Origin of the sequence: Hymenobacter citatus (genome assembly GCF_014333615.1) — a bacterium.
GTDB lineage: Bacteria > Bacteroidota > Bacteroidia > Cytophagales > Hymenobacteraceae > Hymenobacter > Hymenobacter citatus.
The window spans coordinates 79,797-98,743 of the sequence record NZ_JACSCY010000007.1; the positions used below are offsets into that span (position 1 = coordinate 79,797).

The following is an 18,947-nucleotide window of genomic DNA, read 5'->3' on the forward strand; positions in this document are numbered from 1 at the left end:
TCCGGCTGTATGTGTTGCGCTGTCATCTGGTTTTCGTCGCGAAGAAAACACGGTGGTAGCAAGCTCCCTACCCACTCGGGCATTGCCGCGGGGGGGAGTAGCCGGTGCCCGTCACCCGGAGGGCTTTTCACTACCCCTATTTTTTTCTGTCTTATGAAGATACACCGCTTGCTGCCCCTGTGGGGGCTGCTGGTGGCCGCGTGGCTATTGCCCGCCTGCCACCAACAATATTCCACCGAAACGGTGGTGCAATCAGAGGTAGAAGCCATGCCGCTGGTGCCGGACGATGCTATGGCGGCGCCTACCCCCGCTACCCCGGACGCCTCCCGCGAGGGGTACGCCATTATCCACGAAAACCCGTTTCTGGCGGCCGCCCGCAACCCGCTCAGCACCTTCGCCATTGACGTGGACCGCGCCTCCTACGCCAACGTGCGGCGCTTCCTCACCCAAAACCGGCAGCTGCCCCCGCCCGACGCCGTGCGACTGGAAGAGCTCGTCAATTACTTCTCCTACTCGTATCCGCAGCCGCGTACCGGCCCGGCCTCGCTACAGGCCGAAGTAGCAACTTGTCCCTGGAACCCAGCGCACCAATTGGTGCTGGTGGGCGTGCAGGGCAAGCAGGTGCCGGTTGAACACCTGCCGCCGGCCAACCTGGTATTCCTGCTCGACGTGTCGGGCTCCATGAACGAGCCGCAGAAGCTTCCGCTGCTCAAGGAATCCTTGCGGCAGTTGGTGCGCGAGTCGCTGCGGCCCCAGGATTACGTGGCCGTGGTGGTGTACGCCGGGGCCGCCGGCGTGGTGCTGCCGCCTACTTCGGGGGCCGAGCCTGAAGCCATTCTGCGCGCCCTCGATGGGTTGGAAGCGGGCGGCTCCACGGCGGGCGGCGAAGGCCTGCGCCTGGCCTACCAGCTGGCGCAGCAGCACCAGCGCCCCGGCACCAACACGCGCATTATCCTGGCCACGGATGGCGACTTCAACGTGGGCGAGCAGAGCGCGGCCGACCTGGAACGGCTCATTGTGCAGGAGCGGGAATCGGGCGTCTTTCTCTCGGTGCTGGGCTTCGGAGCAGGCAACCTACAGGACCACACCATGGAGTTGCTGGCGGATAAAGGCAACGGTAACTACGCCTACATCGACCAGCTACAGGAGGCCCGGCGGGTGCTGGTGCAGCAGTTCGGCGGCACGCTTTTCACGCTGGCCAAGGATGTGAAGGTGCAGGTTGAGTTCAACCCCGCCCTGGTGCGCGAGTACCGCCTGCTCGGCTACGAAAACCGCCTGCTGGCCGCCGAAGACTTCAACGATGACCGCAAGGACGCCGGCGAGCTGGGCGCAGGCCAGCAGGTCACGGCCCTCTACGAAGTGGTGCCGGTGGCGGCCCCCGCCGCCAGCCCTGCCTCCGTCGATCCGCTGAAATACCAGGCCAGTCAGCCTACCCCCGCCGCCACCAACAGCCAAGAGCTACTCACTGTCAAGCTGCGGTACCAGGAGCCCGCCGGCAGTGCAAGCCAGCTGCTGACGCTGCCGGTGCGCAGTGTCCGGTTCGATGAACCCATCGCCCGCGCCTCCGACAACCTGCGCTGGGCCGCGGCCGTGGCGCAGTTTGGCCTGCTGCTGCGCAAATCGCCCTACGCGGGTACGGCCACGTGGGCCAGCACGGCCGCGCTGGCCCAATCCAGCGCATCGCCAGACCCCGACGGCGCACGCACCGAATTCCAGACCCTCGTGCAGCAAGCCATGGAGCTGGACCAGGAAACTGCGTCTCGATAAGGCTCACGGAAAGCAACATAGAGCCTTGTAATCTGCTGTTACGCCGCCGTTGTAGTTTCTGGTTGCTGGTTTCTGGTTGCTGGTTTCTTGTTATTCGCTGACAGTCAAACAAGAAACCAGCAACCAGAAACGAGAAACAAGGAATCCGCAGCTTCCGCAGCCGCCTTCTTTAAGCTAACGGATCGGCCTCGCCTTCTTCCAGCAAGCTTCCCTCATCAGCTGAGTCAACGCTCAGCGTGAATCGGCTTTTGAAGCGGGCGTACAGGGCATTCATGCCCAGCAGCAGCACGCCCATCAAGATAAAGACCACCGCGCGGGTGATGGTGCCGTGCTGGCTGAGGTCGAACAGCAGCAGACGACCACAGCAAAGCACTGTGCCCACCAGCGAAACGTAGCGCAGATCCTGCCGTCGCAGCAACAGGCTAGCCACAAAGGCCGCTAGCACCTCCACCATCATCAACACCGTAAGAACGGAGCGGTCGAAGCTTTGCACGAGCACCAGCGTGAGGACGACAAACGAGGGGTAGAGCAACAGGGGGATGAGCAGGGTAGTGGGCAAACGGCCCAGCTGCGCCAGCGGAGCCAGCAGGCGCGGCCAGGTAGCGGCCACGCGGCGCGGCAAGTGGTGCACGGCGGCAGCGGTATAGGTAAACAGCCCCAGTGCCGCCGCCCCCGTGACCAGGCTCGGCAGCGTGAGCAGGTGCCACGGCTCTAGATATCGCAGCGCGGCGTAGCTGCTCCACCCTACCGCGGCCCCGAAATACAGCAGGCTGTATACCCGCACCCTACGTAGTCGCAAGGGTAGGCGGCGACCAGCCAGCAGCAGCATCAGGGCCACCAAGATCCAGACCGGGGCCAGCCATTCGGTGCGCACCTCGTACCCCAGCACGAAACTGCCGAACAGCAAGGTGAACTCGGGCAAGAGCGGGTGCAGGTAGCGCCAGGAGTGGTAGAGCGGCGCCCTGGCAGGGGAGCGTTGCCAAGCCCAGGCTCCCAGGGCCAGCAGCAGCGCCCCGGCCGTGAGGCGGCGGGCAGGCCACCCCAGCAGCAGCGCGGGGGAGTGGGCCATGAGCAGGCTGACATGGCCCAGCAGCGCCACCGCTAGCAACGCATACGTGAGATGCAGCAAGAAACGGTCGGGCGAGCCGGCGCGGTGCAGGGCCGCCGGCGTAACCAGCCGGCAGCGCACCAGCTGCGCGGTCATGCCGGCCGCGACGGCCGCCACCGCCCACGCGAGGATGGGTAGGGCCTTTGTGCGCGGGGCCAACGCCGCCCAAGCACCGAGCGCCACTTGCCCGCCCAGCAGGTACAGCCAGGGCCAACGTACATGCTGCTGCCGCGCCGCCCACCACGAGCAGCCCAGCCCCACGGCGGACACAGCCAGCAGCGGTGCCCAGTACAGCAGCACCGCGCCCGGTCGAAATACGGCATCTAGTGGTAGAATTTCGCTCCACTGCAACAGCTGGTAGCCAACGGTGGCAAGCAGCAGCCCGCCCCACAAACCGGGTACCTGGCTGTAGCGACGCACGAGCAACAAGCTGCTACCGATGAGGGCCGCTACCCAGCCTACCCAGGTGTGCTCGTAGACCAGGCCACCCGCCGCCAGCAGCAACGGCCCTACCCACGCGCCTAGCAGTTGCAGGCGGTAGGGTGGCGTAACAGGCAGCGGGAGGACATCGTGTACTGGTGCGTTGCGCCAGGTGAGCAGGGCCTGCGTACCCAGCGTTGCGAGGGCCGCGCCTACCAGCAGGCCGGCGCGCAGGAAGTCCGATACGGAGCCCGTGAGGTACACCAGCAGCGGGAGAGCTACGGCCATACCCAACGCGCAGTACACCATCACTTGATAGACAAGCCATTCGGCGCGCCACGCCAGCAGCAGCGTCATCAACAGGATTTCCCCGTAGAGCAGGACGTAGGCCGCGGGCCAGGCTACCCCGGCTTCGTGCAGGCCCAAAACCGCCACGGCCAGCAGCAGTTGCCCTTGCAGCAAGTGCGCCGGTCGGAACCAGCCGGGGCTACCCCGCCACCAGGCAGTCAGCCCAAACAGCAAGCCGGCGGCGGCGCCACCGCTCAGAAGCGCCGCCACGGGTGGGTGGGGCACGCCAAACAAGGCCTGGGCCAGCAGCGCCGTAGCCGCCAGGGTAAACGCCAGCGTGAGGAGCTTCAAGGCCGCGTGCAACTGACGGGTAGTCGCTGAAAACAGGAGCTCGGTGAGGCGAGCGACGCGCTCGGGTAAGGTGAGCAGCGCGGCGCTGCTCAGGCCGGCCACGAACAGCAGGGCCAGGCGGCGGTGCAACTCGTGGCCCGGCCAGGAGGCCAAGGCGTAGGTGCTGGTGAGCAGCAGCCAGCCCCCGCTGAGCAGCGCGGCCCCCAGCAGCAGCTGGCTGGCCACCATCTCCCGCAGGTACCCCAGCAGACCCGCCAGCAGCAGCGTTTCAATAAACAGCAGGGCGGCCGTAGCCGGCCAGATCAGCCCCAGCTTGTGCAGGCCCAGAATGGCCACGCCCGCCAGCAATTGCCCGGCGAGCAGGTGCAGCGTGCGGAACCGGCTTTCGGAGCCGCGCAGCCACCAGGCCACCCCAAACACTGCACCGGCGGCGGCCAGCGTGCCCGCCAGTAGGCTGCCCGTGGGCGGGTTCGGCACGCCAAACAACGCCTGCAACAGCAGGGCGGCCGCACCCGCGTACAAGGCGCCCACCGCGCCCCCAAAGGTCTGCAACACCTGGTGCATGCTCATCTCCTGGGCTTGCAGCAACGGCGCTTGCCGTACCAGGCGGTAGTACCCCGCGCCCAGCAGCCCGGCCAGCAGCAGCAGGAAGGCATTGCGATGCAGCTCGAAGGGCGCGTAAGCCGGTAGCTGCACGAGATTCAGCAGCAGCAAGCCCCCGGCGGCCAGCAACGCCCCCACCGACGCCACCTGGAATACCACCGTTTCCTGCTCCCGCGCCATGATGAAGGCAACCAGCAGCGTTTCCAGCAGCATAAACAAGGCAATCAACGAGCCGGAGGCGTGCCATCCTTGCAGGGAAAAAGCCGTGAACAAGGCCAGCAGCAACGAAATGACACTATCCGTGCGGAAAAGCCACTGGATGCCTAACCGGCGCGCCCGCCGCGCTACCCAGAACGTGAGCAGCGCCCCCAGGCCCAGCGGTACCGTTTTCCACACCGAGCCCGTGCTGTACTGGTAGAGATTGATACCCAGGCAGGTCCAGTTGAGCACATGGGCGGCAAACAGAAGCACGTCGAACTGCAACCGGGCGTATACCTTGCGGTACTGCACCACGGCCGCGGCCATGCCCACCACCAACACGAGGCCCATGGCCGTCAGCCGCCCGGTAGTGGTGAGCGGCGGGCCGGCAGCCGTGAGGGAATAGTACCAATACTGGTGAAAAACGAAAAAGCTGAGAATGCTCAGCAACAGCTGATATTTCCAGCGCTGGCGGTAGGTGATGCCGATGCTGAACGCGGTGACGCCCGCCCCGGCCGCCAGCGTGAGCACCGTGTGCGGCAGCACGGCCAGCGCCACCAGACTCAGCACGCCGTGCAGCGTGGCCACCGATTCGCGGCGGGCGTCCCAGGCCAGCCACAGGTTGGCAGCCACGCCCGCCAGGAGCAGCCCGTAGCTCAGCGGCGGACTCGCCCACTGCAACCCCGGCACGCTCACCGCGCCCACGCAGGCAAACAGAAACACGGCCGCCGCGCTGCTTTGCAGCCACAGGTGCAAGCGCGCCGCAAACGCCTTCGGCTTCAAATAATAGTGCAGCCCCAGCAGGACCGCCGCAAAGGCCGTAATCATCCCAAAGCGCACGGGCGCACTCACGCGCAGGGCCGCGTACACCCCCAGAAAACCAATGCCCGTTACGAGTACCACGGCGCCCAGAATACCGGTCCAGTTTTCTAATACTATCTGCTCGGCCCGGTCCCACCAGGTAGGGGGCGCAGGTTCAGCGGCCACCTGTTTGGGCGGCATGGCGGGCGGAGGGGTAGGACGTGGATTGGGAGTAGGACGCAGAGTAGTAGGAGCGGCCGCAGCCGCCGGCGGTGCTGGCGTAGCGACTGGAGGAGAAGAAGGTAGCGGAGCAGGCGCCGCCGGTGGTACTGGCGCAGCAACTGGTGCGGGGGAAGGCAACGGAGTAAGAGGTACAGCCGACGGCGTTGATGCAGCAGCTTGCGGGACAGTAGGTATCGTCGGTGGCGCTGGTGCAGCAGCCGGCGGGAGAGTAGGGGGTGTTAGGGGAGCCGAGGAAACCGGTGGAGACGGAGGAACCGGCTCCGCAGCGGGTGAAGGTACAGGCGCTACCGGTACGGCGGGTAGCGGGGCCGGTGTGGGAGTAGGGTGGTTGATGGGTGGTTTAGGTACCACCGGGGCTGGTATTGGGGTCATGGTGACCGTAGGCAATAGGCTGTCCCGTAGTTGGTTGAATTCCGGCCGCAACCGCCCCACCGTCGTCCGCAAGTCGGCGTAGTCGCTCTCGCGCGTGTCCATGCGCTGTTCCAGGGATGCCAACCGATTGGCAAGGCGACGGTACAGCAGCCCGCCTACTACGAGCAATAGTATCAGTAAACTGGTACCCATAATGAATGATTACTAGATGATTGAATAGCAAAACGTGTCCTTCCAAGCAGGAGATAAGCACCGAAGCAGCGTTTCTACCCAGCGCTAAGCACGGCCAGCGGCTGCTTTTCCAGTTCCAGTTGCCGGAGCTGCCGCCGGATGCGGTACACGTGCCGAAACTCCCGCGGGAGCTGCCGGAGGCGGGCTTTGCTGCGCGCGTCGTTTTCCCAGCGCACGGGCACTTCTTGGATATGAAAGCCATAGGCGCGGGCCTGAGCCAGCACTTCCAGATCAAACGACCAGCCATCCACGGTGCAGGCCGCGAAGGTGCGCGTGGCCGCCGCGGCCGTAAACGCCTTGAAACCGCAGTGCGTATCGACCACGCCGGGCAGCAGCACGCGCTGCACCACCCGGTTGACGAGCCGGCTCCAGACCCGGCGCTGCCACGGCTGGGGCCGCGTGACTTGGGAGCCGGGCAGGTACCGGGAACCAATGGCCACGTCGGCCCCCGCCGCCAGCGCCGCTAGCAGCGCGTCCAGCGCGTCGATGGGGGTAGAGCCGTCGGCGTCGGCAAACACCCGGATGCGCCCCGTGGCCGCCAGCATGCCCTGGCGCACCGCGTGGCCCTTGCCCCGGTTGGCCGGGGAGCACAGCACGCGCAGGCCCGGCAACGCATCGGCCAGCGCCGACACCAGCGCCACCGTCTCGTCCGTCGAGCCATCGTCGACCACCAAAATTTCAAAGCGGGCCGGGCGGGCGGCCAGAAAGGCATGCGCGCGTTGCAGGGTAGGGCCGATGCGCTGGGCCTCGTTATAGGCCGGAATGATCAGGCTGACTTCCATCAGTCCTAAGCGTTTTGCTGACGCCGGAAACCGTCCAGCCGGCTGCCCAGGTGGGCATAGGCAATGGGGCAGCGGGCCGCGCACGCTTTGCCGCAGTCGAACTGGCGCCGGATATCCTCCACCGAATAGTCGGCCAGGGCTTTGGCTGGGAAGCCGGTTCTGGGCTGGCACAGGTGCACCAGGCCCGCCCCGTCTACCTCAAAGTGGCGGGCGCCGGCCCGGCATTTCCAGGGCTTGCTCTCGCCGCGGGCCAGCGGCAATTGAAAGTTGTCGTGAAGCACGTGCGGCAAGCGGCCTTTCAGGGCCCGAATGCGCCGGTAGGCCTGCTGGGCTTCCGCGCTCAGGGGGAGGGCCTGCCCCTGGCTGTCGCGCATCAACGAGCACTGAAAATCGAACCCAAAGTCGACTACTACCTTGGCCACTTCCTCCATCTCGGCCGGGTTGCCGGAGCCCAGCACCCCGTTGACGCGCACCATAAACCGGGCGTGCTCGCGCAGCAGCTCCAGCTTGGGCCGCAGCCGGCGCATGCTTTTCTCGGTCACGTCGTTGTCTTCCAGGCTGTCGCAGCTGAGCTGCATGCCAAACAATCCAGCCTCATTCAAACTCTTGATAAGCGGGGCCTTCAGCACGTGACCGTTGGTATTGATCATGGGCACCATGCCGGCCTCGGCGATGTAGCGCACCAGCTCGGCAATGTGCGGGTGCAACAGCGGCTCGCCCCCGTTAAGCGTCACAAACACGGTTTTCAGCTTGCGTAGCGCGTCCACCCGCGCTTTCAGCTCGGCCAGCGGCACGGGCTTAGAGACTTTGTCGTACTCGTAGCAGTAGCCGCAGGCCAGGTTGCAACGGCGGGTTACGACGATTTGCACCAAAACGGGCCGGTCCCGGTCCAGGGCAGCTTTGGTGAGTTTCCACAGAACCTGGGGCCGGGAAAGGCGAATCGGGTGCTCGAAAGAAGGCAAACGCATAAGGGGGTAGGGGAGAAGGTGAGGAAAAAGACCGCCCGTGGCGGCCATTAGATTGAGTGCATATTCCCCTACTTTTTGCTGCTACAGAAGCGTTTTCTGCCGAAGGCGGATGTGGAGTCGTTGAATCGGGAGATAAGCCGAATGAATTGGCGGGGCGAATCCGGTAAATTTGGACGGAGGCCACGGCCTTCGCTTTCTGCCTTTCGTCATCCCTACCCCTAGTGCAGGGTAGAGGTGCCCAACCCAGCCCCATGATTCGAAAAAGTGTGTTGGCGGCCCTTGCGGCCGTGGTGGTCTTCCACGTGCTGATTTTCATTCAGTACGGCGTAGTGTGGGTAGGCGCGCTGGCCGGCTACCGGGAGTTGCTGCTGTTGTTTGCCTTTCTGCTGCCTACCTTCCTGGTGCACGCGCCCATCGCCCGCCTGTTTGGTGCCGACCGCCTCACCCGCCCGCCTGCCCCGGTCAAGGCCTTGTTGGAGGGCCTGTGCGTGGTGCTGGTGAGCCTGGTGTTTTGGCGGGTGTTCTACCTCTTCCCGCAGCACTACCTGGTGCCCACCGCCGAACTATCCCCCAGGGCCCTGCGCCTGTCGCTGGTGCTGAGCGCGGTGCTGTCCTTGTTTTTCTACTACTTCGTGGAACGCGAGCACATGCGCAAACACCTGGAGCAGGAAGTGGTGCGGGTGGCGCAGCTGCAAAAGGAAACCTTCCAGGCGCAGTTGGAAGCCCTGCAAAAGCAGGTGGACCCCCATTTCCTGTTCAACAGCCTCAACGTGCTCGGCTCGCTGATTCACCTCGACCCGGACCGGGCCGTGCAGTTCCTCGGCCAACTATCGGACGTGTACCGCGCCCTGCTCGCTACCGGAGCACAGCCGCTGGTGCCGCTACGCAGCGAACTAGCGCTGGTGCGCGCCTACGCCCACCTAATGGAAACCCGTTTCGGCGCGGCCTTGCACGTAGAGTTGGCCATTGACCCGGCGTGGGAGCAGGCCCTAGTGCCCCCCACGGCCGTGCAGATGCTGCTGGAAAACGCCATCAAGCACAACGGCGCTACCCCCCGCAAGCCCCTGCGCATCAAAGTGTCTGCCGAAAACGGCCTGCTGATAGTCGAAAACAACCGGCATCCCCGCACCGACGCGTTGCCCTCCACCCACACGGGCTTGCCCAATATCCAACGCCGCTACCACCACCTCACCGACCGCCCCGTGGAGATTGTGCCCACGCCGGAGCGCTTCGTGGTCCGCCTACCCCTGTTGCCTGCCCCTACCGTATGAACGTCCTGATTATCGAAGACGAGCCCCTGGCCGCCCAGGCGCTGGCCGCCCTGCTCACCCGCCTACGGCCCACCACGCAAGTTCTGACATCCCTAGGCTCGGTGGAAGACGCCGTGGAGTGGCTGCGCGCGCAGCCGGCCCCCGATTTACTTTTCTGCGACATTCACCTCTCGGATGGCAACAGCTTCGACATTTTCCGGCAGGTGGCGGTGCGCGCGCCCGTCATCTTTACTACCGCCTACGATGCGTACGCCATTCAGGCCTTCGAGGTGAACAGCGTGGACTACCTGCTCAAGCCCTTGCAAACCCCGGCAGTGGAACGTGCCCTGCAGAAGTACGAAACCCTGCACCCCGCCACGCTGCCCGCCGCCGTCGAGAACGTGCAGCGCCTGGTGCGCACCACGCCCCGCACGCGCTTTCTGGTGAAAACAGGGCAGATTTTGCAAGCCGTGCCGGTGGATCAGGTAGCTTATTTTCTGGCCGAAGAAGGCGTGGTGTTCTTAGTCACGCACGCCGGCAAGCGGTTTATCATTGCCGATACGCTCGACCAACTGGAAGGTCAGCTAGACGCTCAGCACTTCTTTCGCATCAATCGCCAAATCATTCTGAGCATCGGGGCGGTGCAGGAAATTCGGCCCTACTTCAAGGGCCGCCTGGTGTTGCAGGTAGCGCCCCCGGTGGTGGGGGAAGTCCTGGTTGTCAGCGCCGGCCGCGCACCAGCTTTCAAGCAGTGGCTCGACCATTAACGTGTCAGTCAATTAAAGGCAATAAGATGATTTGATACTAACGATAATATTATGTTATTCAAATAGTTGCTTGGTTTTATCTGCAAAAGCCCCACGGTCTACCCCTGCCACAGCGTAGTGGCAAGTGGGGTAGGACGTGGGGCTTCTGCAGATAGTCCGCTGCGCTTACTGCTGCTGCGACTTCGCCTCGCGCCAGCTGAACTCCGGTTCGTAGCCCAGCACGCGGCGCGCCTTTTCGATGGAGAGCAGAGTTTCGTATTCGCCCAGCTCTTTCTTTACTGGTACGTTCGGGAAGGTAGAAGCCATCAGCTCGGTTGAGGGCGTGCTCATCACCGTGTCGGCGTTGGCGATGATGAAGGCGTGCATGCCAGTGGCCTGCCACTCAATGGCCTTGCGAATGGCCTGGGCGCCGTCGCGGGCGTCGATGTAGGACCACATGTTCCACTTGCGCTCCTCGGGGTCGTCGTTGTAGGCCGGAAACTTGGCGTAGTCGCTGGGTTCCATCACATTGGAGAAGCGCAGGCCCACGAGTTTCATGTCGGGTGTCTGGTAGCAAAACTGGCGGGCCATGTCTTCCATCAGTACCTTGGCCAGGGCGTAGGCGCTCTTGGCACGCAGGGGGTAGTCCTCGTCTACGGGGGCGTAGGGCGCGGCTTCGTCGAACGGCTCGCCGAGCGTGGTTTCGCTGGACGCCCAGATTACCTGGTGAATACCCAGCCGCCGCGCCGCCTCAAACACGTTGTAGGTACCCATGATGTTGTTCTGAAACAAGTGGGCATCGGGGTATTGGCGGGGGGTTGGGTAGGCCGCCAGGTGCACAATGGCATCGAAGGCCTGCGGGGCCACACCGGCATGAATTTCATGCCCCACCGACGACAGCGCGTCCAGCGTTTGGCCAAAATCGGCGAGGTCGGCAATGATGCCCGGCGCCTCCTTGGAGGGTACTGTATCGACTACAAACACATCGTAGTTGTGGGCCAGTAAATCGGCTACGCAGGCCTTGCCCAGTTTGCCGGCGCCACCCGTTACCAGAATGCGCGGGCCCGTCGGTTGTTGTTTCTTGCTCATATACTGTATGTAGAATCGGCACCTAACCGGCACGCGCCGGCCGTCCGACCACGGGCGTATACGGGAAAGACGACGGGGTAGAGACACAATATTTTGTGTCTCGTCGTTGCTGAGGTTGGTTGGGAAGCAGTTAGAACGTCATGCTGAGCGAAGTCGAAGCATCTCGCGTGCTGACGACAGATAGTATCTAGCATCAGCACGCGAGATGCTTCGGCTCCGCTCAGCATGACGGTCAACGATGAAGCCACCACACACCTCAAGCCGATAAAAAAGCCGTCAGCTCCCCAACATACGTCAGCGTAAGCTGGTGCATGGCGCGGGTGCACGCCACGTACAGCATGCTTTTATCCACCTCCGTGCGGTAGTTGCGGGCCGAGGTGAAGGGCACCAGAACCGCATCAAATTCCAGCCCTTTTGCCAAGTGGGCCGAGGTGAGGACGATGCCTTCCCGGAAGGTAGTAGATTCGGCCGTAAGCAGTTGTACAGCATCCATTTGCAGGGCTTGATGCAGTTCCGCTGCCTGCCGCTGCGTTTTGCAGATAATGCCCAGCGACTGATGGCTTGAGTTACGAAAGCCGTTGATTTTCTGATGAATAGCGGCCAGCTCTTCGCTCTTGTCACCGTAGCGCGCCACCACGGGCTCGGGTCCGTGCCGCTCCAGCGGTACAATGTGCGGATTGGGCGTGATGCGCTGGGCAAAAGCGGTGATTTCCAGGGTAGAGCGGTAGCTACGGTAGAGCTTTACCACCTCGGCCTGCGGAAACACGCGCTCAATGGCTTCGGCCGAGGAGGCGCTGTAAGGATTCACCGTCTGGCTCACGTCGCCCAGAATGGTCTTGCGACACCGGAACAAGCGCGACAGCACCGCATACTGCATGGGCGTGTAGTCCTGCATTTCATCAATGAGCAAATGCTTCACGTGCTCGTAGGCTGCCGGAATGCCTTCTAGTCGCAGGCGTAGGTAGATGAGCGCAAATACGTCGGCGTATTCCAGGTGCAGGCGGTGGTGGTCGAGCTTCAGCAGCTCGGGGTGGCCCAGCCACTGATAGAAATCTCGGTAGAAATCCAGCACATTGTTGAACCTAAACAAGCGGGGTAGGGCTTCGCCAATGATGGATTTTTCTCTACCCGTCAGCTTGCGGCCGGTGGCGTCGCGCACGTAGGTGCGGATGTCCTGCGCCACTTGCGCAAAGCGTTGCAGCAGCGGTACCCGGTGGTAGGCCTTGAATTTTTGCTGAATAACCGCGGCTGGCACCACCGTGCTACCCACGCGCAACTCTTTCGCCGCGAAGTAGTTGTTCTCTACGTGCAGCAAATACTGGTTCAGCTTGCTCAAAAACTCAAACGACGATTTGAACTGGATGCGCTCGATAAAAGCAGGGTCGGGCCGCTCCAGCAGCGTCGCTACCTGCTCAAAAAAGGTCTGAAACGTATACCGGCTGTCGAGCAGATCGGCGGCCAGCTCCTCCATGCCCAACTCGGGAATGTGCTCCTCGCCCAGCTCGGGCAGCACGTTGGAGATGTAGTCGGCAAAGACCTTGTTGGGCGAGATGATGAGGATGTCCTTGGCCGCAATGGTTTCGCGGTAGCGGTAGAGCAAAAAGGCCAGCCGGTGCAGCGCAATGGAGGTTTTGCCCGAGCCCGCCACGCCCTGAATAATCATCACCGGCGCCGTTTCGTTGCGAATCACCGCGTTCTGGTCGCGCTGAATGGTGGCCACGATGGTCTTCATCTTGTCGTCGGAAGACTTGGCCAGCTCCTGTTGCAGCACGTCGTCGTGGATGTTCACGCCGCTGTCGAGCAGGAATTCCAGGCGGCCGTCGCGGATTTTGTACTGCCGCTTCCGCTCGATGGTGCCCTGCACCTCGCCCTTGGGGGTAGGGTAGGCGGCGTCGCCCAGCTCGTAATCGTAGAACAGCGAAGAGATGGGCGCGCGCCAGTCGTAGATCAGGTTTTCGCGGTGCTGCTCATCAAAGAAAGAATGCACGCCGATGTAAATGGGCTCTGCTTCCTGCCCCTGCGGCGCAAAATCCAGACGGCCAAAATACGGCGATTGGATGAGCTTGAAGAGTTTGCGCTTACGTGACACGGCCGCCTCGCCCGTAAACGCCATGCGGTTGATGGACTGGCCGGCGGCCACCATATCTGCGTCGTCCATGCCCGACTGGTGCTCATGAATGTACTGCTTTTTCTGCCGCAGCTCACTGGAAAACTGCCGCACGGCGTCGTCTACCCGCCGGATGGCCAGCGTCAGCTTCTCTTTGATTTCTTCCAGGTATTCGCGCTCTTCCTGCTCGGTTGCGTTCATCTCAGATGGTTCTTGCTAAAACGGCCGCAAAGGTGGCTGTAAATTCCGGCCCGTCGAAGCGCTTGGCGATATTTCGGGCTTCCCACTGTTGTCCTTCCGACTCAGGGTGTCGCCTACCCCGAAACACCCGCTACCGGCCAGGGCCCCGGAACCAACGTATCCGAAAACAACGTACCTTAGAGTATGCGCGAAATAGTAGTGAAAGTGCCCGACGAGCAGTACAGCTTCCTGATGAAGCTATTGCGTAACCTGTCCTTCGTGGAAGCCGAACCCATCAAGCCTGCCAAGCCCAAAAAACTGACACCCGAGCAGCAGGAGTGGGTGGAGGATATGCGCGAGGCCTTGCACGAAGTGGAATTGCATCAGCAAGGAAAAGTTAAGCTTCAATCCCTCAATGAGTTGATTCATGAGCTTCGACATCAAGCTGACGAGTAGCTTTAAGCGGCAACTACGCCCGTTACTCAAGCGCTATTGGTCATTGATTGAAGATTTGTCAACACTTGAGCAAGATCTTAAGAGCAATCCGCAGGTTGGTGAACCGCTGGGGAAAGACTGCTATAAAGTTCGCATGCGGATTAAAGCGAAGCAAACCGGTAAAAGCGGCAGTGCACGAGTAATTACCTGCGTGAAAGTGGTCGATAACCAAATCTTCTTACTCTCGATTTACGACAAGTCAGACCAAGCCTCCATCTCAACAACTGAGCTGACGGATTTACTGGAAGCGGCCGGTTTGAAGTAGCTTATATAACACAAAAAGCAGCCCATTTGAGTACTCAGATGGGCTGCTTTTTGTTGCTCCGTAGCCCAGGGTTTCAACCCTGGGATGCCTGGAAGGCTTAGGAATTACACCACCACGTTCACCATGCGGCCGGGCACCACAATCACCTTTTTGGCAGGTTTACCCTCGCCGAAGCGGGCGAGGAAGTCGGAGCCGAGCACGGCGGCTTCAATCTCCTTGGCCGTGGCCGTGGCCGGGAATTGCAGCTGCTCGCGCACCTTGCCGTTCACGGCTACCGGATAGTTCACCGAGTCTTCTACTAGGTATTCTTCCTTGAACTCGGGGAAACGGGCGTAGCTCACGGTGCCGGCCTCGTGGCCTAGCTCCTGCCACAGCTCCTCCGCGAGGTGCGGCGCGTAGGGCGACACAATGAGCAGCAGCGGCTCCAGCACGGCGCGCTTGTGGCAGCGCAGAGTGGTCAGCTCGTTCACGCAAATCATAAACGTGCTCACCGACGTGTTGAACGAGAACTTCTCAATATCCTCCTCGGCCTTGCGAATGGCTTTGTGCAAGGCCTTCAGCTCCTGGGGGGTAGGCGCCTCATCCGTCACGGCCAGGGCACCGTCCTCGGGATGGAACAGGCGCCACAGCTTCTTCAGGAAGCCCGAAACGCCGCTCATGCCGCTGGTATTCCATGGCTTGAATTGTTCCAGCGGCCCCAGGAACATTTCGTAGAGGCGCAGAGCGTCAGCACCAAATTGACTGATCAACGCATCAGGATTCACAACATTGAATTTGCCTTTCGACATTTTCTCTACCTCCCAGCCGCATACATACCGGCCATCGTCTTCGGGAATAAATTCAGCGTTTGCATAATCAGGACGCCATTTTTTAAAGGCTTCCATGTCGAGCACATCGTTATCAACGATGCTTACGTCAACGTGAAGGGCTGTCGTCTCATGCTCTTTACGTTTGCCAAGTGTAACGAACGTATTGGTACCGTTGATGCGATACACAAAATTCGACCGCCCCAGAATCATCCCCTGATTAATCAGCTTCTGGAACGGCTCGCCGGCCGAAACCAGCCCTAAATCCTTCAGAAACAGGTACCAGAAACGGGAGTAGAGCAGGTGGCCGGTGGCGTGTTCGGCGCCGCCCATGTAGAGGTCCACGTTGTGCCAGTAGGCCTCGGCTTCCTTGCCCACAAAACGGCCGTCGTTGGTGGGGTCCATGTAGCGGAGGTAGTACCACGAGGAGCCGGCCCAGCCGGGCATCGTGCTAAGCTCGTACTCGTACTTGCCCTCGTATTTCCAGTCTTTGGCACGGCCCAGAGGCGGCTCGCCGGTTTCGGTGGGCTTGTACTCGTCGATTTCGGGGAGCACCAAGGGCAGCTCCGACTCGGGCAGGGGGTAGGCGGTGCCGTCCTTATAGTAAATCGGAATCGGCTCGCCCCAGTAGCGCTGGCGACCAAAAATAGCGTCGCGGATGCGGTAGTTCACCTTGCCTTTGCCCAGGCCTTTTTCTTCGAGGGCGGCGATGAGCTTGGTGGTAGCATCCTTATACGTGAGGCCGTTGATCAATTCGGAATTGATGTAGTGGCCTTCCTTGGTGTTATCGGCTTCCTGGTCAATCTGCTGCGTGTCGAGCACGGGCACGATGGGCAGGTTGAAGTGCTTGGCGAACAGGTAGTCGCGCTGGTCGCCGCTGGGCACGGCCATCACGGCGCCGGTGCCGTAGCCGGCCAGCACGTAGTCGGCCAGCCAGATGGGCACCGGCTCGCCGTTGATGGGATTGAGGCAGTAGCTACCCGTAAACACGCCCGAAACCGTCTTCACATCGGCCATCCGGTCGCGCTCCGAGCGGCGCTTGGCCGCGTCGATGTAGTCCTGCACGGCCTGCTGTTGCTCGGGGGTAGTGAGTTGGGCAACCAGCTCGTGCTCAGGCGCTAGCACCAAGAACGTCACGCCATAAATCGTATCCACGCGGGTCGTGTAGACCTTAATGGTCTGGTCTTGCGCGGTGGCCAGCGGAAACGCTACCTCGGCCCCAATGGAGCGGCCTATCCAGTTGCGCTGCATCTCCTTGATGGGCTCGGGCCAGTCGATGGTGTCGAGGCCCTGGAGCAGGCGGTCGGCGTAGGCGGTGATGCGCAGGTTCCACTGCGGCATCAGGCGGCGCTCCACGGGGTAGCCGCCGCGCTCCGAGAGGCCATCCTTCACCTCGTCGTTGCTGAGCACCGTTCCCAGTTGCGCGCACCAGTTTACATAGGTATCCGACTGATACGCCAAGCGGTAGGGTAGAAGGGCCGCCATGCGCTCGGCTTCGGACTTGGCCTGCCACTGCTCAGCCGTAAAGCTCGGACGCTCTTCGTCGTCGCCGGCCGCCTGAATGCCGGTAGTGCCGTTTTGCTCGAACTGCGCAATCAGCGTGTCAATGGATTCGGCGCGGTCGGCGGCCAGGTTGTACCAGCTATTGAACAGCTGAATGAAAATCCACTGCGTCCACTTGTAGTAGCTGGGGTCGGAGGTGCGCACCTCGCGGCTCCAGTCGTAGCTGAAACCCAGGGAGTTGAGCTGCCGGATGTAGGTGTCGATGTTCTTCTCCGTGGTCAGGGCCGGGTGCTGGCCCGTCTGGATGGCGTACTGCTCGGCGGGTAGGCCAAACGAGTCGAAGCCCATGGGATGCAGCACGTTGAAGCCCTGCAACCGCTTGTAGCGCGACACGATATCGGAGGCAATGTAGCCCAGCGGGTGCCCCACGTGCAGCCCCGCCCCCGAGGGGTAGGGAAACATGTCCAGCACGTAGTAGTGCGGCTTTTTTGACTGATTGTCAGCCTGAAACGTATGGTGGTTGTGCCAGAAATTCTGCCACTTTTGTTCAATGTCCTGGGGATGATAGCCGGGCATGGTAGGTTGGGTTGCTGCTGAGTACTGAGGGGCGAAATTACAGAATTTGGCTGTAGGGGCGCGTCGCACGCGCCCGTCGTTGACACAGTCGCGCCGTTGTGTCCCACTCTACTAATAAAGACCGTCATGCTGAGCCTGCCGAAGCATCTCGCGTGCTGATGCAGGATACTATCTGTCGTCAGCACGCGAGATGCTTCGACAAGCTCAGCATGACGGTCTCTCTCAATTAAGTTCTGTAGTGTCAACGACAGGCGCGTGCAACGCGCCCCTACACCGGGCGGCCGTCCCAGGTGCCCTCGCTGCCCAGCACCCGAAACCGCGCAAACAGTTCCTCGCCGTACCACTGCTCCTGCCGCGTCCGCCGGATCACCTCCTTATGCGTCGCGTCGCGGTAGGCGTACTGCTGCATGGCCCTGGCCGACTCCCACACGCTGAACGTGGCCTGCCGCACAATGGGCAGTTCGCCCAACCCGATAGACGCCACCACGCCGGGCGCGTGGGCCACGGCCGCACTGGTAGGAGCCACATAGCGCCAGAAGCGCGGCGTTTTACGCAGGCGGATAGAAGCCCGCGTGAGCACCGCCACAGGGCCATCCGGGTCGGGCGCTTCGGTGGCGGCTACGTCAAAGGGTTGCACCCCATCCCACAGGCCATGCGCTTTTAATGGTTGCAGGCGGGCGGTCCAGGTTTCGGTGCTGCGCTCCTGATAGGCTTGCCATTGCGGGTGGGTAGCGAAGAAAACCTCAGCAGCTTCGGCCGAGTCCCACGCAGCCATCAACACGTAGCGTTGTAGGTTGGGCCAGACTCCAAAGCCACCATCGGCGCCCGTGCCGGCCAACTTATAAAAGCGCAGACCTGCTGCTCGCTTCAAGGACGCCTGCGCGGTACCCATCTGGGCTAGGCCCCAGCGAGCAGTGCCAGGTTGCAGGGTGATGACGGAGAAAGTAGTGAGGGACAAGGAAATAAGTCTGAACCACGGATTCGCTCGGATTAAACGAATAACGCGGATTTTGTGAATGATTAATACGCAATTATGCTGTTTGAAAAGTCAAAAAGTGCAACCATAGGCGGTCATGCCGAGTTTGCCAATTTCAATAGAACGGAACGGAGCTACAAAATCCGTGTAATTCGTCAAATCCGAGCGAATCCGTGGTCAAGTAAACCAACAAAAAAAGGCCGGAATTGCTTCCGGCCTTTCAGCAAAAGTCAGCAGCGCTAGACTATTTCACGTCTACCTTGGCGTGCTCATTCACGTCGTCGGAGTCGTTTTTCTTGCCGGCTACTACAGCTCGTACGTAGGCGTAGGCGCGGGAGAGTAGGCCACTGGGCGTATCCCAGTATTCACCTTTATCGATGGTCACTTTCAGGATCATGATGTTTGGATCGTCTTTACCCTCTGGGAACCAGGCTTTCAAATGCTCCGACCACAACTCATCAATTTTGGCTTGGTCGCGGTAAGCGTTGGCGCGGCCCGAGATAGACACGTAAACGTCACTTTCGGGAGAGGCGTAGCTCAGGTTTACGTGACTGTCTTTTTTGACCTCGTATACCTTGGCGTCGTCTTTATCGGTGAAGAAGTACAACGAGCCGTCGGGGTCCGACTTGAGGGTGCCCATGGGGCGGCTGCGCAACGACTGATCTTCCTCGGAAGTGGTCGTGAGCATGGCAATATTTACGTCTTTAATCTTATCGAGTAGCTTCTGAACGTCGTGCAGAACGTGCGTTTCGTGCGACATGGTAGGGGAGTTTAGGTGTCTTGAAAGAATGGTGCGCCACCGTGGCCAGTTGGTCGGGGCGC

The 18,947-nt window shown here is 61.6% G+C and carries 13 protein-coding genes; 5 read left to right on the top strand and 8 right to left on the bottom strand.

The window, feature by feature from the left end; all coding sequences use genetic code 11:
* The first annotated feature begins 153 nt into the window (after positions 1–153).
* Positions 154–1,767: a vWA domain-containing protein gene (locus tag H8B15_RS10945; protein WP_187319728.1), complete on the top strand. Its 1,614-nt coding sequence runs from the start codon at positions 154–156 to the stop codon at positions 1,765–1,767.
* A gap of 169 nt (positions 1,768–1,936) precedes the next feature.
* Here the strand turns inward: H8B15_RS10945 and H8B15_RS10950 are convergent, their stop codons facing one another.
* From H8B15_RS10950 to H8B15_RS10960, 3 genes are all read right to left on the bottom strand, one after another.
* Complete coding sequence (locus H8B15_RS10950) at positions 1,937–6,343, bottom strand: DUF2339 domain-containing protein (protein WP_187319729.1); 4,407 nt, start codon at positions 6,341–6,343, stop codon at positions 1,937–1,939.
* Positions 6,344–6,417: 74 nt separating this feature from the next.
* A complete protein-coding gene (locus tag H8B15_RS10955) occupies positions 6,418–7,164 on the bottom strand; it encodes a glycosyltransferase (protein ID WP_187319730.1) in 747 nt (248 codons plus the stop codon).
* Positions 7,165–7,169: 5 nt separating this feature from the next.
* Positions 7,170–8,132 carry a radical SAM protein gene (locus H8B15_RS10960; protein ID WP_187319731.1) on the bottom strand — a complete coding sequence of 321 codons (963 nt, stop codon included), beginning with the start codon at positions 8,130–8,132 and terminating at the stop codon, positions 7,170–7,172.
* Between the two features lie 251 nt (positions 8,133–8,383).
* Here H8B15_RS10960 and H8B15_RS10965 point away from each other — a divergent pair, with 251 nt between their 5' ends.
* On the top strand, positions 8,384–9,403 hold the full coding sequence (locus H8B15_RS10965; RefSeq protein ID WP_187319732.1) for a sensor histidine kinase: 1,020 nt from the start codon (positions 8,384–8,386) through the stop codon (positions 9,401–9,403).
* Positions 9,400–10,149: a LytR/AlgR family response regulator transcription factor gene (locus H8B15_RS10970; RefSeq protein WP_187319733.1), complete on the top strand. Its 750-nt coding sequence runs from the start codon at positions 9,400–9,402 to the stop codon at positions 10,147–10,149. Before H8B15_RS10965 ends, H8B15_RS10970 begins: the two co-directional genes overlap by 4 nt.
* A 165-nt stretch (positions 10,150–10,314) precedes the next feature.
* On the opposite strand, the gene H8B15_RS10975 is transcribed toward H8B15_RS10970, so the two are convergent.
* Positions 10,315–11,217 carry an NAD-dependent epimerase/dehydratase family protein gene (locus tag H8B15_RS10975; RefSeq protein WP_187319734.1) on the bottom strand — a complete coding sequence of 301 codons (903 nt, stop codon included), beginning with the start codon at positions 11,215–11,217 and terminating at the stop codon, positions 10,315–10,317.
* A 256-nt stretch (positions 11,218–11,473) separates the two neighbouring features.
* Positions 11,474–13,525, bottom strand: coding sequence for a HelD family protein (locus H8B15_RS10980; protein WP_187319735.1), 2,052 nt, complete (start codon positions 13,523–13,525; stop codon positions 11,474–11,476).
* Positions 13,526–13,708: 183 nt separating this feature from the next.
* Between H8B15_RS10980 and H8B15_RS10985 the strand changes: the two genes are divergently transcribed.
* Entirely contained in the window at positions 13,709–13,960 is a 252-nt protein-coding gene (locus H8B15_RS10985) for a hypothetical protein (protein ID WP_187319736.1), read from the top strand.
* Complete coding sequence (locus H8B15_RS10990) at positions 13,932–14,264, top strand: type II toxin-antitoxin system RelE/ParE family toxin (protein WP_187319737.1); 333 nt, start codon at positions 13,932–13,934, stop codon at positions 14,262–14,264. The genes H8B15_RS10985 and H8B15_RS10990 overlap by 29 nt, the downstream gene beginning before the upstream one ends.
* 104 nt (positions 14,265–14,368) lie before the next feature.
* On the opposite strand, the gene leuS is transcribed toward H8B15_RS10990, so the two are convergent.
* From leuS to H8B15_RS11005, 3 genes are all read right to left on the bottom strand, one after another.
* Positions 14,369–17,149 carry a leucine--tRNA ligase gene (gene leuS / locus H8B15_RS10995; RefSeq protein WP_187319738.1) on the bottom strand — a complete coding sequence of 927 codons (2,781 nt, stop codon included), beginning with the start codon at positions 17,147–17,149 and terminating at the stop codon, positions 14,369–14,371.
* Positions 17,150–17,417: 268 nt separating this feature from the next.
* Positions 17,418–18,107 (bottom strand): spheroidene monooxygenase, encoded by a 690-nt coding sequence (locus tag H8B15_RS11000; protein ID WP_246455398.1) that lies wholly within the window; start codon positions 18,105–18,107, stop codon positions 17,418–17,420.
* Positions 18,108–18,369: 262 nt separating this feature from the next.
* Positions 18,370–18,885: a pyridoxamine 5'-phosphate oxidase family protein gene (locus tag H8B15_RS11005; RefSeq protein WP_187319739.1), complete on the bottom strand. Its 516-nt coding sequence runs from the start codon at positions 18,883–18,885 to the stop codon at positions 18,370–18,372.
* Between the last annotated feature and the right edge of the window lie 62 nt (positions 18,886–18,947).

Bases quoted from the DNA above. Each gene is read 5' to 3' on its own strand.
- H8B15_RS10945 (WP_187319728.1), top strand. From the start codon at position 154: ATGAAGATACACCGCTTGCTGCCCCTGTGGGGGCTGCTGGTGGCCGCG.
- H8B15_RS10950 (WP_187319729.1), bottom strand. From the start codon at position 6,343: ATGGGTACCAGTTTACTGATACTATTGCTCGTAGTAGGCGGGCTGCTG.
- H8B15_RS10955 (WP_187319730.1), bottom strand. From the start codon at position 7,164: ATGGAAGTCAGCCTGATCATTCCGGCCTATAACGAGGCCCAGCGCATC.
- H8B15_RS10960 (WP_187319731.1), bottom strand. From the start codon at position 8,132: ATGCGTTTGCCTTCTTTCGAGCACCCGATTCGCCTTTCCCGGCCCCAG.
- H8B15_RS10965 (WP_187319732.1), top strand. From the start codon at position 8,384: ATGATTCGAAAAAGTGTGTTGGCGGCCCTTGCGGCCGTGGTGGTCTTC.
- H8B15_RS10970 (WP_187319733.1), top strand. From the start codon at position 9,400: ATGAACGTCCTGATTATCGAAGACGAGCCCCTGGCCGCCCAGGCGCTG.
- H8B15_RS10975 (WP_187319734.1), bottom strand. From the start codon at position 11,217: ATGAGCAAGAAACAACAACCGACGGGCCCGCGCATTCTGGTAACGGGT.
- H8B15_RS10980 (WP_187319735.1), bottom strand. From the start codon at position 13,525: ATGAACGCAACCGAGCAGGAAGAGCGCGAATACCTGGAAGAAATCAAA.
- H8B15_RS10985 (WP_187319736.1), top strand. From the start codon at position 13,709: ATGCGCGAAATAGTAGTGAAAGTGCCCGACGAGCAGTACAGCTTCCTG.
- H8B15_RS10990 (WP_187319737.1), top strand. From the start codon at position 13,932: ATGAGCTTCGACATCAAGCTGACGAGTAGCTTTAAGCGGCAACTACGC.
- leuS (WP_187319738.1), bottom strand. From the start codon at position 17,149: ATGCCCGGCTATCATCCCCAGGACATTGAACAAAAGTGGCAGAATTTC.
- H8B15_RS11005 (WP_187319739.1), bottom strand. From the start codon at position 18,885: ATGTCGCACGAAACGCACGTTCTGCACGACGTTCAGAAGCTACTCGAT.